Origin of the sequence: Halalkalibacter akibai JCM 9157, assembly GCF_000513135.1 — a bacterium.
In the GTDB taxonomy this organism is placed as follows: Bacteria; Bacillota; Bacilli; order Bacillales; family Bacillaceae_D; genus Halalkalibacter; species Halalkalibacter akibai.
The window spans coordinates 38,369-55,139 of sequence record NZ_BAUV01000012.1 but is presented as its reverse complement, the minus strand read 5'-3'; the positions used below and the strand labels follow the sequence as shown (position 1 = coordinate 55,139).

The window sequence follows — 16,771 nt, the reverse complement described above, 5'->3', positions numbered from 1 at the left end:
TTCATCTTTTTCAATTTTATCTTATCACCATTATGTTTGTCTAATTTTAAACAGGTGCGATGGATGTGTTTAGCTCTGTACTTGCTGGGATAATTTCTTTTTCTTCCTGCTCAATCGCAAGTGCAAGCACTTCATCTAAATGTTCGACAGACACCACTTCAACACCAGTAACTGTTTGAAGTAAAGCTTGTTCGTTTTCTTTTGGAATAATAACAGTTGTAGCACCAGCTAACTTAGCTGCCTCAACTTTGGCAACGACCCCACCGATTGGCTTAACCTTACCATGAATACCAAGTTCTCCAGTCATCGCAATCGTATTTTTTACTTTTTCTCCACGAATAGCAGAGTAAATTCCTGTTGCGATCGCAATCCCAGCTGATGGCCCATCTACTGGTCCTCCGCCTGGAAAGTTGACATGTATGTCGTAATCCAATGTTGGAATTCCCATTCTTCTAAGTACTGTTACAACATTTTCTACAGAGCCTTTTGCCATACTTTTTCTTCGAATGGAACGACTTTGATTTCCTGTACTTTCTTCTTCGGCGATTCCTGTGATGTTCACTGTACCTTTGCCTTTGTTTTCAATTACATTTACTTCTATTTCCAGAAGCGCTCCTAAATTAGGTCCAAATACAGCTAATCCGTTTACTAACCCCACAGCTGAATCATGATGAATCTTTCTTTCAGGTCTTGGCGTAATTTGACTTGCATGAAGAACCCATTCAACATCAGCTAGTGTAATTTCCTCACGACTTTCGGCCGTCGCAATTCCAGCTGCGATTTGAACAATATTAACCGCTTCACGACCATTTGTCGCGTATTTAGCAATTTGCTCAATTGCCCCAGCTTCACAGTTGAAATTAATCTTATCTGCTGCTTTTTCAGCGATTTGGATGATTTCTTTTGGTTTCAGTGCTCTAAAATAAACTTCTAAGCAACGTGAGCGTATGGCCGGGGGTAATTCATCAGGTGTTCTCGTTGTTGCACCAATTAATCTAAAATCGGCTGGTAATCCCTTTTGAAAAATCTCATGAATATGACGAGGAATTTGCTGATTTTCTTCGCTGTAATACGCACTTTCTAAAAAGACTTTACGGTCCTCAAGAACCTTTAAAAGTTTGTTCAATTGAATCGAATGTAATTCTCCAATTTCATCAATAAATAAAACTCCGCCATGGGCTTTCGTAACAGCACCGTGTTTTGGTTGCGGAATACCAGCTTGTCCCATCGCACCTGCTCCTTGATAAATTGGATCATGAACAGAGCCGATTAATGGATCTGCAATTCCTCTTTCATCAAAACGAGCAGTCGTTCCATCTAACTCAACAAAAACAGCTGTTTGTGAGAAAGGAGAGTTTGAATTTTTTTTCGCTTCTTCTAACACAAGACGAGCAGCAGCCGTTTTACCGACACCTGGTGGTCCGTAAACAATGACATGTTGTGGATTCGGGCCACATAAAGCAGCTCTAAGTGAACGAATTCCTTCTTCTTGACCAACAATGTCATCAAAACTAATTGGTCGCACTTTCTCAGAAAGTGGTTCACTTAATGAAATGGCTCTCATTTTTCGAAGTTCATCCATTTCCTTTCTTGATTCACGGTCAATTGAGACCTTTTGATTACGCTGACTTTTTAATAAGTTCCAAAAATAGACACCAATGATAACACCAAAGAAAAGTTGTACCACTAGTGCAATTCCAGTCCAATTCATAATGAAACCTCCCTGATGTAGTCGTTTGTTTCTTTTAGTATGACCGGGAAAAACAACACTAATCAAAGAAAGTTTTGAGAATGATTGGTGAAAAAAAACAGGAATATTTTCAACTATATAGGAAAAGGGGTTACCCCAAAAGTCTTAGACTAATAGGATAACCCCTGTTGATTGTTATGCACTTTCCTTTGGTTCTGTTTTGGATAATGACATTTCTTCCCCATCCGCTGTTAGCAATGTAGGTGCTTCATTGTCCGTAACACACTTGTCATGAATCACACATTTGACGATGTCCTCACGTGAAGGCAAGTCAAACATCACGTCAAGCATAAGAGTTTCAATGATTGAACGTAAACCACGAGCACCCGTTTTCCGCTCAATTGCTTTGTTGGCAATTTCACGAAGAGCTTCTTCTGTAAACTCAAGTTCAACATCATCTAACTCTAATAATTTTTTATATTGCTTCACTAAAGCATTTTTCGGAGCTGTTAAAATTTCAACTAATGCATCCACGTCTAATGGCTCTAAGCTCGAAATAACTGGTAGACGACCGATAAACTCTGGAATTAAACCGAAACGAAGTAAATCCTCTGGTAAAACTTTACCTAAGTATTCACCTGGCTTCAAATCATCTTGTTTCACATCAGATCCAAATCCAATTACTTTTTTACCTAAGCGACGCTTGATAATTTGTTCAATCCCGTCAAACGCACCACCACAAATAAATAGAACATTTGTCGTGTCAATTTGAATGAACTCTTGATGAGGATGTTTACGTCCACCTTGTGGAGGTACACTTGCACTCGTACCTTCTAAAATTTTAAGTAAGGCTTGCTGTACACCTTCACCAGATACATCACGTGTAATAGACGGATTCTCAGATTTACGAGCAACCTTATCAATCTCATCAATATAAATAATGCCTTTTTCTGCTTTTTCAACATCGTAATCAGCAGCTTGAATCAGTTTTAATAGAATGTTCTCAACATCTTCCCCAACATAACCAGCTTCCGTTAGTGATGTAGCATCTGCAATCGCAAACGGTACATTTAAAATACGAGCTAGAGTTTGAGCAAGTAATGTTTTACCACTACCTGTTGGTCCTATCATACAAATATTACTTTTCGCTAATTCAACTTCATCAGAACGTGACAATGAATTAATACGCTTATAGTGATTGTAAACGGCAACAGATAATGATTTCTTCGCGCGTTCCTGTCCAATGACATAATCATCAAGAATCTGTCTGATCTCGCTTGGCTTTGGAACCTCTTGAAATTCAACTTCTTCTTCTGTTCCTAGCTCTTCCTCAACGATTTCTGTGCAAAGTTCAATACACTCATCACATATATACACGCCTGGTCCAGCTACTAACTTGCGAACTTGGTCTTGTGTTTTTCCGCAAAAAGAACATTTAAGTTGTCCTTTTTCTTCATTAAATTTGAACATTTATCTTCACCTCTTTAGAAAATATTGTACCATCCTCATGCGGCCTACTTTTTTAATGAATGGACACGATAATACAATAACAGTACTTTTCTTGTTTTCTTCATGTATTATAAAAGAAAACGTCCTTATGTTCCGTTATTGTATCACACAAGCTGACTAAACCCCTAAAGATAACCCTTTTCATTCTTCAAGCAATAGATGATATATATACCCTCCACGCTTTGCGATCACGAAAGATCCTATGTAAATCTTTGACTCGTCCTAGAAGACAATCATTCCTAGATTACTTCATTTTATGTATGGATTGATTATACATTCAAGATTCATGAAGAAAAATCCTTTTTATTAAGGAAAATTCATTTTTATTAAGCTTATGTTGTATCCATTCTCTTTATTAAGCTTGTTCAATATATTCAAACTCCATACATGACCAAACTACATGAGTATGGAAAAACAAGGCACGAAATTTCGCGCCTTGTCTACATGTTCATCTACAAAATCTATTTATTTATTATGCAGTTTTACTGTTATCGACAAGGAATTCGACAGCTTTCTGGATTTTCAGATCACCTTTAAGGTTTTCTAGGCCACCTTGAGCAGCAAAAATATTTTTAATTTCTTCAGCTGAACGTTGGTACATCTCAGCCATTTTTGCAATTTCCTTATCAACATCTTCATCAGAAGCTTCAAGATTTTCAGCAATTGCAATTGCTTCAAGAGTTAAGTTAACACGTACGCGTTTCTCAGCATCAACTTTGAACTGCTCACGCATTGCTTCTTCATCTTGTCCAGAGAATTGGAAGTAAAGTTCAAGATTCATACCTTGAGACTGTAAACGTTGCTCAAATTCTTGTAGCATACGATCTACTTCTGTGTTAACCATTGCTTCTGGGATATCAATTTTAGCATTTTCAGCCGCTTTTTCTACTAGAGTATCACGAACTGCATGCTCAGCTTGGTGCTCTTTATCTTTTGTAAGCTTGTCTTTTAATTGAGTTTTTAGTTCTTCTAACGTTTCTACTTCTTCGTTAGCATCTTTTGCGAATTCATCATCAAGAGCTGGTAATTCTTTACGCTTGATATCATGAAGCTTCACTTTGAATGTAGCAGGCTTACCAGCTAAATTCTCAGCGTGATACTCTTCAGGGAATGATACTTCGATGTCTTTTTCTTCGCCAGCTTTAAGACCAACCATTTGCTCTTCAAAGCCAGGATGAATTGACCAGAACCGATTTCTAATGAATAGTTCTCAGCTTGTCCGCCTTCGAATGCTTCGCCATCAACGAAACCTTCGAAATCAAATACAGCTGTATCACCATTTTCAATTGCTCCGTCTTCAACAACAACAAGTTCAGCTTGACGCTCTTGTAATTGCTTAAGTTCTGCTTCAACATCTTCGTCTGTTACTGTTGTATCTTGAGCTTCAACTTCAAGACCTTTGTACTCGCCTAGTTCTACTTCAGGTTTTACAACGACTTTAGCTGTGAATACTAAAGTTGTTCCTTTTGCCATTGTTTCAATGTCAATTTCAGGACGATCTACAGGCTCAATTCCTGTTTCCGTTACAGCAGCAGCGTAAGCTTCTGGTAATAGAATATCTAGAGCGTCTTGGTAAAGAGACTCAACACCATATTGCTTTTCGAAAAGTGAACGAGGAACTTTCCCTTTACGGAATCCTGGTACATTCACCTTTTTTGATACTTTTTTAAATGCTTGATCTAGCGCTGCATCTACTTTTTCAGCTTCTACATCAATTGTAAGTACGCCTTCGTTACCTTCTAACTTTTCCCATTTTGCAGTCATTTACTTTCCCTCCAACTATACACATCATCGTTTCCGAACGATAGATTTCTTCTATTATCTTTGACAACCACTCTAGTATACCATAACGTTGTTTCATTTCAAATAGTACTATTTCCAACATTCTATCAGCTTGTAAAATCTGTTGTATCTATTTGATAAGTAAGTGCTTCTAGCTCTTTCACTTCTTCTACCTTTTCCAAAAATAACTCTAATTGATCATGATTGCTTTCTTGTAACCTTTCAATGCCATCTTCTAAGCCCATTCTAATAACAGCGCAATAGTGAAAGACATCCGCCCAGAACTTTTCATCTAAAGGTTCTGGTATAAAAGGATACAATGCCCACATATAAGTGGTCATCACTTGTTTAGCAATATCATATAAAAGCGGGTCAACATGTTCTAATTCATCACTTAAATAATCTAGTATTTTATCTTGAAAATCATGTTGGTAAATAGTTCCTAGCTGTTTAGGAACCACTTTCATCTTTCTACCTTGTTTTTCTATATGTATTACTTCTTCGCAATCTTTTTCATATAACGCATGTAAGGCCATACTTTGCAGAACATAATCTTGATTTGGTTTATGTAAGAAATCTACTAGAGCCTTCGTTGCTTCAGAATTGGTTATTTCTTTTAATTGCTGAATGGCTTTTGATTGAAGCGCTAACGAACTTGATTCAAGCATCGTCATTAATTCAGACGGAATCGGATCATCCAATGAATCAAATGGCTGATTCCACTCTGTATCTCCTACCATTTGCCGACTAAAATGTAACAATTGATAAAAAGATTCAGCGTAATGAGCTGGGAAATTCCCTTCCGATAAAACGGCATCGAGAATGTTAACGACCTCTTGATATTTTCCTAATTGAACGAGTAAAGATATATGTACTTGCAAATTTTCATAGTAATCGCCAATGTCTCCGCGTAACAAGCTGTCAGTATGCTCTACTGCTTCCTCTAGTCTTCCAAGTTCGACCAAGCTTAACATTTTACCAAAGAGAATTTGTGAATTGTCTGGTTCATGCTCTTCAGCTGATAGAAAAAATTGATAAGCTGACTTCCCATCTTTTTCTTTTAGAGCATCCATTCCCTTTTCGATTAAACGCTTAACAAGGCCGGGGTATAAAATAATATTTTCATTTTTTGCATTTTTACGTTTATCCACCAGAACTCGCTCCACTCTTCTTTAGAGTATTTATGCGTGCGTTCAAAAAGTGGTGACAAGCTCTTCTTGCAAGTGATAGACTTTTTGAACATTCTTATTCTCATAAGTTTATCAGTAACCAACAACCATTACAATCATTCATTCAGAAGGGAAAAGGTCACTGTCACGAGATGGAACATATAATCCCCTCATAACAATGACCTTTTATTGATATCGTCTTTGCACTAAACTAAATCTTTCGCTCTGCTAGCCTCTGCTCTGCTCATAAAAAAGAACGATTACCCTTTTTGCAGGGTCTCATAGCTTTCAATTTCTTTTTCGTATTTAAGCGTTAAACCAATCTCATCCCAACCGTTTAAAAGCATTTCTTTCCAATATGGATCAATCGCAAAAGTTGCTTCAAAGTTTTCGCCAGTTAGAATTTGATTTTCTAAATCTACTGTGAGCTCATATGTTTCATTCGCCCCATTTTTTAGTAGTTGATACACTTTTTTCTCATCCAAGCGGATCGGAAGCATTCCATTTTTTACACAGTTGTTGTAAAAAATATCAGCAAAAGTCGGCGCAATAACCACTTTAAATCCGTAGTCATGTAACGCCCAAGGAGCATGCTCACGAGAAGATCCACAACCAAAGTTATGACCAGCTACAAGAACAGTGGCACCTTGATTATGATCTTGATTTAATTCAAATTTCGGATCAGGCTTTCCATCACTTAGAAAACGCCAGTCGTAAAATAAGAATTGACCGAAACCAGTGCGTTCCACGCGCTTCAAAAATTGCTTAGGAATGATTTGGTCTGTATCCACGTTAACTCGATCTAATGTTGCAATAATTCCTTTATGTTTAACAATTGGTTCCATTCTTCTCTCCTCCTATTGCGTGACTTCTTCGTTTTGCCATTTACGGATATCGACAAAATGACCAGCGATAGCAGCTGCTGCAGCCATTTGCGGACTTACTAAATGAGTGCGAGCTCCTTTACCTTGACGTCCTTCGAAGTTACGATTCGATGTTGACGCACAACGTTCTCCTTCTGGAACAACGTCTGGGTTCATACTTAAACACATACTACAGCCAGAACTTCTCCACTCAAAGCCTGCCTCGATAAAAATCTTATCTAAGCCTTCTGCTTCCGCGCGTTGTTTGACCTTTTGTGAGCCAGGTACAACTAACGCACGAACATGGTCCGCTACTTTTTGACCGTTAATAACGCTTGCGGCTGCACGCAAATCACTAAGACGAGAGTTTGTACATGAACCAATAAATACATGTTGAATTTGTATCTCTGAAATAGGAGTTCCAGGAGTTAGTTCCATATAATCAAGAGCTTGTTGAATGGCTCTTTGATCGGTAACCGTTTCTCCTTCTGACGCTGCAGGAACGACTTTTGAAATCCCTACTCCTTGAGAAGGATTAGTACCCCATGTAACCATCGGCTCAATTTCCGTAGCATCAATCGTTACTGAGCGATCATACGTTGCGTTCTCATCAGTTGCTAATGCTTTCCACTCTTCAACTTTTCTCGCAAACTCTTCACCTGAAGGGACATATTCTCTTCCTTCTAAGTAGTCAAAAGTCACTTGATCTGGAGATATTAAACCGGCTTTTGCTCCCGCTTCAATTGACATATTACAGATCGTCATGCGCTCTTCCATTGTTAACCCACGAATCGCATCACCCGTAAACTCAACAACGGAACCCGTACCAACATCAACACCAAATTTTGCGATAATAGCTAAGATTACATCTTTTGCTGTTATCCCTGGAGCTAGTTTTCCTGTTACACGAATCTCTAGTGTTTTCGGACGTGATTGCCATAATGATTGGGTCGCAAGAACGTGTTCTACTTCACTCGTTCCAATTCCAAATGCTAATGCACCGAACGCTCCGTGCGTTGACGTATGACTATCTCCACAAACGATTGTTTTTCCAGGCTGTGTTAAACCAAGCTCTGGTCCGATAACATGAACAATGCCGTTTTCTGGATGTTCTAAATCTACTAAATCAATTCCAAACTCCTTACAGTTGTTTGCTAGAGTTTCGATTTGGGTTTTGGCAATTTGGTCTGATATATCGTAGCGATTAACGGTAGGTACATTGTGGTCCATTGTCGCAAACGTTAAGTCTGGACGTCTTACTTTGCGGTTTGCTAGTCGTAATCCTTCAAACGCTTGTGGGGATGTCACTTCATGTACCATGTGCAAATCTATATAGAGGAGACTTGGCTTCCCTTCTTCCGCGATTACTTCGTGCTTTTCCCAAATTTTTTCTATAATTGTTTTAGGTGCCATCTCATGCTCCTCCTCTTTTATTTGTTTTTTGATAGCTGTTATCGTAACGATCCGTTTCATTGCGCTTCAGGTACTTGCTTTCCGAGGGGTATTGCCAAGCCCCCACGACTCCGTCTGTGAGGTCTTGCCTTTTCCTCTTTTCCCGCAGGAGTCAAGTACCTGAAGCTCCATTCCACTTGGTGAAAAAAAAACAAAGGCAACAGTCGTTCGAGAATAGCTTTTTAGAAAGAGTTGACTTCTAACGTTTGTTAGTTAAGTCAACTCATTTTTTCATTATGATGCTGGTACTTGGTTGGCTACTAGTGCTTCTATTACTTTTTCAGTCATTTCGTTTGTTGAAATGGCCGTTGTTTGATCATTTGTTATATCTGCTGTGCGATGCCCTTTTGCTAAAACATCATTAATGGCGTTTTGAAGTGCAGTCGCTTCTTCAGGCATTTGAAAAGCGAAGGTAAGCATCATCGTTAAAGATGATAAAGTTGCTAATGGGTTCGCAATTCCTTTTCCAGCGATATCTGGCGCTGATCCGTGGATTGGCTCAAATAATCCTGGACCGTTTTGACTCATACTTGCTGAAGGTAACATCCCGAGTGAACCGGTAATCATAGAAGCTTCATCACTTAAAATATCACCAAACATATTTTCTGTTACCATGACATCAAATTGCCTTGGATTACGAATCAGCTGCATAGCGGCATTATCAACGAGCATATGCGTGTAAGTAACTTCAGGGTAATCCTTTGCTACTTCTTCAACTATTTCTCTCCAAAGGCGACTGGATTCCAATACATTTGCTTTATCAACAGAAGTAAGGTGTCCACGACGTTCTTTTGCAAATTCAAATCCTTTACGGACGATACGCTCAATCTCTTCTCTTGAGTAGACGAGAGTATCAACAGCTGTTTCCTGTTTTCCTTCCCCTCTTCGCTCACGAGGTTCTCCGAAGTAAATACCACCAGTTAGTTCACGAACAATTAGTAAATCTACACCTTCCACTACTTCACTTTTAAGTGGAGACGCTTCAGCTAATGCATCGTAGATTGTAACAGGGCGAAGGTTAGCAAACAGTTCAAGCTGCTTACGTAAACCTAGTAGTCCTTGTTCTGGACGTTGTGAACCAGGAAGTGTATCCCACTTTGGACCACCAACAGCTCCTAGTAACACAGCATCACTTTGTCTACAGATTGTTAGTGTTTCTTCAGGTAACGGGTTCCCTGTTTTGTCGATAGCAACACCGCCAAGGTCACCGTAAACAAATTCAAACTCATGATTATACAAGCGACCAATCTCATTTAATACTTTTGTTGCCGACTCACAAACTTCCGGTCCGATTCCATCACCAGGGAGAATAGCAATTCGTTTTTTCATTGGATCAACTCCCTTAAACTTTGATTGGATTTGTTCGTTGTTCATTGAATAACTTACGATTAATCGTTCGGTTAACAGCGTTGATATACGCTTTTGCCGATGCCTCTAGAACGTCATGTGCTGTTCCGCGACCAGACGACTCAGCTCCATCATATTTTACTGTTACATACACTTCAGCTAGTGAATCTCGACCAGCTGTTGTTGATTGAATTCGATAATCCATTAGTAGAATTGGTTCATCAATGACACGCTCTAGCGTATTGTAAATGGCTTCAACACTACCAGATCCTGTAGCTGCTTCTTGAACGGTCTCTCCACTTGGAAGCTTCATTGTAATCGTTGCAGTTGGTATATTCGTTGTTCCGTAATTAACTTGCAGTGTTTCAAGCTCATAATGCGTTTGAGCGGATCCAACGGTCGCTTCTGTCATAAGCGCAAATAAATCTTCTTCCGTAATGTCTTTTTTCTTATCTGCAAGATCTTTAAAGGCCGTGAACGTTCTCTGTAGCTGTTCATCTGTTCCATTAAAACCAAGCTCTTGTAACTTCTCTTTAAAGGCATGGCGCCCTGAATGTTTACCAAGGACCATTCTGTTTGATGAAACACCTACTAATTCCGGAGTGATGATTTCATATGTTTCTTTGTTTTTTAATACTCCATCTTGGTGAATCCCTGATTCATGAGCAAATGCATTTGCTCCAACAACGGCTTTGTTATTTGGAACAACCATCCCTGTTAGTTTACTAACTAACGAGCTTGTGCGTTTTATTTCTTTTAACGTTAAACCTGTGTTTGCTTGATAGTGATCTTGGCGAATTTGCAAAGCTACTGCAATCTCTTCTAATGAAGCGTTCCCTGCTCGTTCACCAATACCATTGATCGTACATTCAACTTGACCTGCTCCGTTTTGAATCGCAGCAAGTGAGTTTGCAACCGCCATTCCTAAATCATCATGATTATGAGTAGATAGAATAGCCTTATCAATGTTAGGCACATTTTCTGACACATATCGGAACATCTGACCAATTTCATAAGGCGTTGTATAACCTACTGTATCAGGAAGATTAATAACCGTTGCACCTGCATCAATCACTTCTTTTATAATTCTTGCTAGAAATGCTAAGTCTGAACGACTCGCATCTTCCGCTGACCACTGAACTTGAGGAAATTTGGAAGCTGCTAGTTTCACAGCAGCAACCGCATTTTCAACAACTTGATCTGGTGTCATTCTAAGCTTATATTCCATATGGATAGGAGAAGTGGCAATAAAAGTGTGAATTCTTGGTTCTGCACTTTCTTTCAGTGCTTCCCAAGTCGTTTCAATATCACGCTCAAGTGAACGGGCGAGACCTGTAATTGAGCTGCCCTTAACAGTTTGGGCGATTGCTTTGACTGAAGCGAAATCTCCTTGAGAGGAGGCTGGAAAACCAGCCTCAATGATATCTACACCCAAGCGTTCCAGCTGTTTCGCAATCTCAAGCTTCTCTTGAAAGTTTAAATTAACACCTGCTGACTGTTCTCCGTCTCTTAGCGTGGTATCAAAAACATTTATTTTACGCACTACAACCACTCCTTAGATTTTTGATTTAGATTTTACAAACGGCATCATTTCACGTAGTTCACGACCAACTACTTCAATTGGGTGTTGGCTTTCCGCTCTAGTGATTGCTGTGAACTCCGGACGATTTGCTTGGTTTTCTAAAATCCAACCTTTAGCAAATTTACCTGTTTGAATATCTGTAAGTACTTTTTTCATTGCTTTTTTCGTTTCATCTGTGATGATTTGCGGACCTGCTACATAATCTCCCCATTGTGCTGTATCAGAGATGGAATAACGCATTGTTTCAAGTCCACCTTCATACATAAGGTCAACGATTAATTTTAATTCATGTAAACACTCGAAGTAAGCAACCTCAGGTTGGTAACCAGCTTCAACTAATGTTTCGAATCCAGCTTTTACAAGAGCCGATGCGCCACCACAAAGAACCGCTTGCTCTCCGAATAAATCTGTTTCTGTTTCTTCTTGGAATGTTGTTTCAAGAACACCTGCACGAGCTGAACCAATTTGTTTTGCGTATGCTAAAGCAATCTCTTTTGCTTGACCTGTAGCATCTTGGTATACAGCGATTAATCCAGGAACACCGCCACCTTCTTCAAATACACGACGAACTAAGTGACCAGGTCCTTTTGGAGCTGCTAAAAATACATCCACATTGCTTGGTGGAACGATTTGATTAAAATGAATGTTAAAACCATGAGCAAATGCTAATGTTTTGCCTTCTGTTAATTCAGGCTCAATTTCGTTTTTGTATACAGTTGGTTGAAGCTCATCTGGAAGAAGAATCATGATTAAATCAGCTTGAGCTGCAGCTTCACGAACAGAAAATACTTCAAATCCGTCTTCTACTGCTTTATCCCATGACTTACCAGGGCGTAAACCGATAATTACGTCTTGACCGCTCTCACGCATATTTAAAGAATGAGCATGACCTTGCGAACCATAACCGATCACCGCTACTTTTTTCCCTTGTAATACTGCTTCGTTAATGTCTGAATTGTAAACTACCTTTGCCATAATGAAATCTCTCCTCTTTGTTTAAATAATTTATATTTTGAATTATGAATTCACTAGATTAATTAATGAGTGTTAAGCGATAAGGATCTGTTACAGGTTTTTTCGTGCTGCGATTAAAGGCAGTGATTCCTGTTCTAGCAATTTCCTTGATGCCATAAGGGCGAAGCAGATCAATAAATGCTTCTACCTTTGGATGATCTCCTGTAATTTGAATGGTCATCGACTCTCGGCCAACATCAATGATGGTCGCGCGGAATGGATTAACAAGAGCAGCTACTTCCCCTCGTTGCTGTGGAGTAACCACAATTTTCACAAGAGCAAGCTCGCGAGCAACGATAGATTCATCCGTTATATCTTTAACTTTTAACACATCAACTTGTTTATTTAATTGCTTAATAACCTGCTCTACATTTTGCATACTGTCAACAGCAACAACAAACGTCATTCTTGAAACAGCTGGGTTTTCAGTTACTCCAACAGTAATGCTTTCAATATTATAGTGACGTCTAGCAAACAATCCGGTAATTCGGTTGAGCACACCAGACGTATTATTAACTAAAGCTGTAATTGTGCGCTTCATAGTGGCTTAACCCCCTCCATTTGATGTTGACCTTTACCAGGAGAAATCATCGGATACACATTTTCTTCTTTTGCAACTCGAACATCTAATAACACAGGTCCTGGGTGAGCTAGCATTTCTTCTAGTGCTCCCTTCAGGTCTGAAAGATGATCGACCCGTAAGCCTTTAATGTCATAAGCTTCAGCTAGTTTGACAAAGTTAGGTTGAATCGGGAACAACGAGTTAGAGTAGCGTTCACCATGGAATAGTTGTTGCCATTGCCTTACCATTCCAAGTGATGCATTGTTCACGATGACAATTTTCACTGGTAGATTTAATTCTTGCAGAATGGAAAGCTCTTGAGCTGTCATTTGAAAACCTGCGTCCCCAATTACTGCAACAACTGGCGATTCTGGCTCTGCAAATTGTGCTCCGATCGCTGCTGGGAAACCAAAGCCCATTGTTCCAAGTCCACCTGAAGTGACCCAACGATTCGGTTTGTTAAAACGATAGAATTGAGCTGACCACATTTGGTGTTGGCCGACATCTGTCGTTACAATCGCTTCTCCGTTTGTTACTTCGTGAATTAATTCAATTAGATTTTGTGGTTTGATTGTCTCGCCGTCTTCTTTATACCAAAGTGGATACTCTTGCTTCATTCCTATTAATTTCTGACACCACTCTTGCGTATCGCCTGCTTCTCCTTGTTCATCAATAAGCATTTGAATTGCAAGTTTCGCATCCCCAACAACAGGAATTTCCGTTTTGATATTTTTGCCGATTTCAGCCGGGTCGATATCAATATGAACCACTCTTGCATTTGGAGCGAAATATTCTAGATTTCCAGTTAATCGGTCATCAAATCTAGCGCCAATGCTAATTAATAAATCAGATTCATGAATAGCCATGTTGGCTGTGTATGTTCCGTGCATTCCACCCATTCCTAAGAACAAATCATGATCTCCTGGGAACGCTCCAAGTCCAAGTAGTGTGTTAACGACTGGAATCTTTGTTTGTTCAACAAATTGAAGTAACTCTTCTGATGCTTTTCCATGTAATACTCCCGCACCAGCTAAAATAACAGGACGCTTTGCTTCTGTTACAGCATCTACCACTTTGCGAATTTGCAAGCGATTCGGAACAGTAGTTGGCTGGTATCCCGGTAAATTGACTTCTTTGTCGTAGTCAAAAATGCCAGTTGCTAGTGACACATCTTTAGGTAAATCAATTAAAACCGGTCCAGGTCTGCCTGTTGTTGCGATATGAAATGCCTCTTTAATAATTCTCGGAAATTCATCAACAGATCGAACTTGATAGTTATGTTTTGTAATCGGCATTGTAATTCCGATGATATCCGCTTCTTGGAATGCATCTGTTCCAATGACTGTTGTCGCTACTTGCCCCGTAATCACAACAAGTGGAAGTGAGTCAATCATGGCATCAGCAATTCCTGTAATAACATTCGTTGCTCCTGGACCTGATGTTACGATACAAACTCCAGGTTTACCTGATACTCTTGCATAACCTTCCGCTGCGTGAATCGCACCTTGTTCATGTCTAGCTAATACATGATGAATTCCTGTTTTATAGATTTCATCATAGGTTGGTAGGATTGCACCACCAGGGTAACCAAAGATGACATCTACTCCCTCTTTCGCCAGAGCTTCAATGAGCATACTAGACCCTGATAATTCTCTTGGCATTTCGTTACTCGCTTGCTGTTCTTTGTCTTTATTTTTTAATTTCGTACTCATTTCTGTGCCTCCTTATATGATTGATCTATTTACAAAACATTCTGTATTCTAATGGCATAAGGTGTTTATTTTGTTAATAATTTAATTTTTCTTAAAAAAGAACAAGAAAAAAATCTTTCCACCCCATATAAGCCACCCTGATGTAGCTGAAGGGGCGAAAAGATTTATCTTTCCACGGTACCACCCTTATTCATTGAATAAATAAAATTTATTCAATCTTATGGATAAGTTTCCACTTATCCTTTTTTAATAACGAGTGCTGTGAACACCCGACCATTCCTACTGAAAAAAATTGTTCAGAATGATACTCGGAGGCGAGCTTCGTCAAAGTTGACAACACCGCATTTCAGCACCACGGCTCTCTGTTGAAGTCAAACATTGATTACTTTTCCTCTTCTTCGTTTTAGCGTTATTAAATTTTCATAACTCCACCTGTATTAGCGCTTGTTACTAATTTAGAATATCTAGCAAGGTATCCTTTTTTCACTTTCGGTTCTGGTTGAACAAATCCTTCTTTGCGTTCAGCATGAACTTCATCAGATACAAGCCAATCAATTGTTCTATTTGTTAAATCAATTCGAATTCGATCTCCGTTTTCAACGAATGCAATTGGGCCACCTTCTGCTGCTTCTGGAGAGATATGACCAATTGAAATCCCTCTTGAAGCCCCTGAGAAACGACCGTCTGTGATAAGAGCAACTTTCGTGCTTAGCCCTCTACCAGCAATAGCCGATGTTGGAGCTAACATCTCAGGCATTCCCGGACCTCCTTTTGGTCCCTCGTAGCGAATGACAACTACGTGTCCTGCTTGAACGAGTCCATCATCAATCCCTTTTTGTGCTTCTTCTTGAGATTCGAAGACGATAGCTTCTCCTTCAAACACCTTAATAGATGGATCAACAGCTCCTACTTTAATAACTCCTCCGTCTGGTGCTATGTTTCCAAATAAGATGGAAAGACCACCAACAGGGCTATAAGGATTATCTTTACGACGAATCACATCATCATTTGTAATTTCTGCATCTTTTACATTTTCATACAAACTTTTTCCAGTGATTGTAATACGATCTGGATGAATCGCTCCTTCAATTGAGCAAAGTTCTTTGATGATCGCACTAACTCCACCAGCATGGTGAACATCGTCCATTGAATAATCAGAAGCTGGACTAATTTTACTCAAGTATGGAATTCGTTCAGCAACTTGATTAATTCTATTAAGATCATATTCAATTTCTGCTTCGTTAGCAATTGCCAATGTATGGAGGACTGTGTTAGTCGATCCACCCATTGCCATATCAAGCGCAAATGCATCATCAATCGTTTCTTGTGTCACGATATCACGAGGACGAATGTCCTTTTCAATTAAATTCATTAAGTGCTTTGCAGCGTCCTTAATTAATTTATGACGATCATTAGATGTAGCAACGATCGTTCCATTTCCAGGTAATGCTAAACCTAACATTTCCATAAGAGAGTTCATTGAGTTAGCTGTGAACATTCCGGAACAGGAGCCACAAGTCGGACAAGCTGTTTGTTCAATTTCAAGAAGTTCTTCCCTTGTCATATTACCTGACGCAAATGCGCCTACTCCTTCAAAGACAGATACAAGTGACAAGTTCTGCCCGTCTTTTGTTTTACCTGCCTCCATTGGTCCACCTGAGACGAATACGGCTGGTACATTAGTTCTCACAGCTGCCATTAACATACCCGGTGTAATTTTGTCACAGTTTGGAATGTAGAACACACCGTCAAACCAGTGAGCATTAATAACTGTTTCAGCTGCATCGCAAATAATTTCTCGACTCGGAAGAGAATAACGCATTCCGATATGCCCCATTGCAATTCCATCATCAACACCAATCGTGTTGAATTCAAATGGAATGCCTCCTGCTTCTCGAATCGCTTGCTTTGCTACCTCTGCAAACTTATTTAAATGCATATGCCCTGGAATAATATCAATGTAAGAGTTACAAACCCCGATAAACGGTTTATTCATATCCTCTTCTTTTACACCCGCAGCTCTTAGTAAACTACGATGTGGTGCTCTATCAATCCCTTTTTTAATCATGTCACTTCTCATTGCTACCCG

General features: G+C 39.4%; 11 protein-coding genes, 1 pseudogene and 1 other annotated feature. All 12 genes and pseudogenes read right to left on the bottom strand.

Going from position 1 to position 16,771, the window contains the following annotated elements; genetic code table 11:
• Nucleotides 1–46: 46 nt before the first annotated feature.
• Nucleotides 47–1,711: an ATP-dependent protease LonB gene (lonB, locus tag JCM9157_RS09120; RefSeq protein ID WP_035664059.1), complete on the bottom strand. Its 1,665-nt coding sequence runs from the start codon at nucleotides 1,709–1,711 to the stop codon at nucleotides 47–49.
• Between the two features lie 174 nt (nucleotides 1,712–1,885).
• Nucleotides 1,886–3,160 carry an ATP-dependent protease ATP-binding subunit ClpX gene (gene clpX, locus JCM9157_RS09115; protein WP_035664057.1) on the bottom strand — a complete coding sequence of 425 codons (1,275 nt, stop codon included), beginning with the start codon at nucleotides 3,158–3,160 and terminating at the stop codon, nucleotides 1,886–1,888.
• A 511-nt stretch (nucleotides 3,161–3,671) separates the two neighbouring features.
• Nucleotides 3,672–4,963: pseudogene (tig, locus tag JCM9157_RS09110) on the bottom strand (trigger factor).
• A 125-nt stretch (nucleotides 4,964–5,088) separates the two neighbouring features.
• A complete protein-coding gene (locus JCM9157_RS09105; RefSeq protein ID WP_035664055.1) occupies nucleotides 5,089–6,132 on the bottom strand; it encodes a tetratricopeptide repeat protein in 1,044 nt (347 codons plus the stop codon).
• A gap of 278 nt (nucleotides 6,133–6,410) precedes the next feature.
• On the bottom strand, nucleotides 6,411–6,995 hold the full coding sequence (leuD, locus tag JCM9157_RS09100) for a 3-isopropylmalate dehydratase small subunit (RefSeq protein ID WP_035664054.1): 585 nt from the start codon (nucleotides 6,993–6,995) through the stop codon (nucleotides 6,411–6,413).
• 12 nt (nucleotides 6,996–7,007) lie between these two features.
• The gene (gene leuC / locus JCM9157_RS09095; protein ID WP_035664052.1) at nucleotides 7,008–8,426 is read right to left on the bottom strand and encodes a 3-isopropylmalate dehydratase large subunit; all 1,419 of its coding nucleotides are present in this window, start codon (nucleotides 8,424–8,426) and stop codon (nucleotides 7,008–7,010) included.
• Nucleotides 8,427–8,699: 273 nt separating this feature from the next.
• Nucleotides 8,700–9,794, bottom strand: a complete 1,095-nt coding sequence (gene leuB / locus JCM9157_RS09090) for a 3-isopropylmalate dehydrogenase (protein ID WP_035664050.1) — start codon at nucleotides 9,792–9,794, stop codon at nucleotides 8,700–8,702.
• Between the two features lie 13 nt (nucleotides 9,795–9,807).
• Entirely contained in the window at nucleotides 9,808–11,355 is a 1,548-nt protein-coding gene (locus JCM9157_RS09085; protein ID WP_035664049.1) for a 2-isopropylmalate synthase, read from the bottom strand.
• A 12-nt stretch (nucleotides 11,356–11,367) separates the two neighbouring features.
• On the bottom strand, nucleotides 11,368–12,369 hold the full coding sequence (ilvC, locus tag JCM9157_RS09080) for a ketol-acid reductoisomerase (protein ID WP_035664047.1): 1,002 nt from the start codon (nucleotides 12,367–12,369) through the stop codon (nucleotides 11,368–11,370).
• Between the two features lie 58 nt (nucleotides 12,370–12,427).
• Nucleotides 12,428–12,949 carry an acetolactate synthase small subunit gene (gene ilvN, locus JCM9157_RS09075; protein ID WP_035664045.1) on the bottom strand — a complete coding sequence of 174 codons (522 nt, stop codon included), beginning with the start codon at nucleotides 12,947–12,949 and terminating at the stop codon, nucleotides 12,428–12,430.
• Nucleotides 12,946–14,682 (bottom strand): acetolactate synthase large subunit, encoded by a 1,737-nt coding sequence (ilvB, locus tag JCM9157_RS09070; protein WP_035664042.1) that lies wholly within the window; start codon nucleotides 14,680–14,682, stop codon nucleotides 12,946–12,948. Before ilvB ends, ilvN begins: the two co-directional genes overlap by 4 nt.
• Before the next feature lie 147 nt (nucleotides 14,683–14,829).
• Nucleotides 14,830–15,090, bottom strand: a binding site (T-box leader).
• 4 nt (nucleotides 15,091–15,094) lie between these two features.
• On the bottom strand, nucleotides 15,095–16,762 hold the full coding sequence (ilvD, locus tag JCM9157_RS09065; protein WP_035664040.1) for a dihydroxy-acid dehydratase: 1,668 nt from the start codon (nucleotides 16,760–16,762) through the stop codon (nucleotides 15,095–15,097).
• Nucleotides 16,763–16,771: the final 9 nt, after the last annotated feature.

Coding starts and splice junctions, on each gene's coding strand:
- lonB (WP_035664059.1), bottom strand. CDS start 1,711: ATGAATTGGACTGGAATTGCACTAGTGGTACAACTTTTCTTTGGTGTT.
- clpX (WP_035664057.1), bottom strand. CDS start 3,160: ATGTTCAAATTTAATGAAGAAAAAGGACAACTTAAATGTTCTTTTTGC.
- leuD (WP_035664054.1), bottom strand. CDS start 6,995: ATGGAACCAATTGTTAAACATAAAGGAATTATTGCAACATTAGATCGA.
- leuC (WP_035664052.1), bottom strand. CDS start 8,426: ATGGCACCTAAAACAATTATAGAAAAAATTTGGGAAAAGCACGAAGTA.
- leuB (WP_035664050.1), bottom strand. CDS start 9,794: ATGAAAAAACGAATTGCTATTCTCCCTGGTGATGGAATCGGACCGGAA.
- ilvC (WP_035664047.1), bottom strand. CDS start 12,369: ATGGCAAAGGTAGTTTACAATTCAGACATTAACGAAGCAGTATTACAA.
- ilvN (WP_035664045.1), bottom strand. CDS start 12,949: ATGAAGCGCACAATTACAGCTTTAGTTAATAATACGTCTGGTGTGCTC.
- ilvB (WP_035664042.1), bottom strand. CDS start 14,682: ATGAGTACGAAATTAAAAAATAAAGACAAAGAACAGCAAGCGAGTAAC.
- ilvD (WP_035664040.1), bottom strand. CDS start 16,762: ATGAGAAGTGACATGATTAAAAAAGGGATTGATAGAGCACCACATCGT.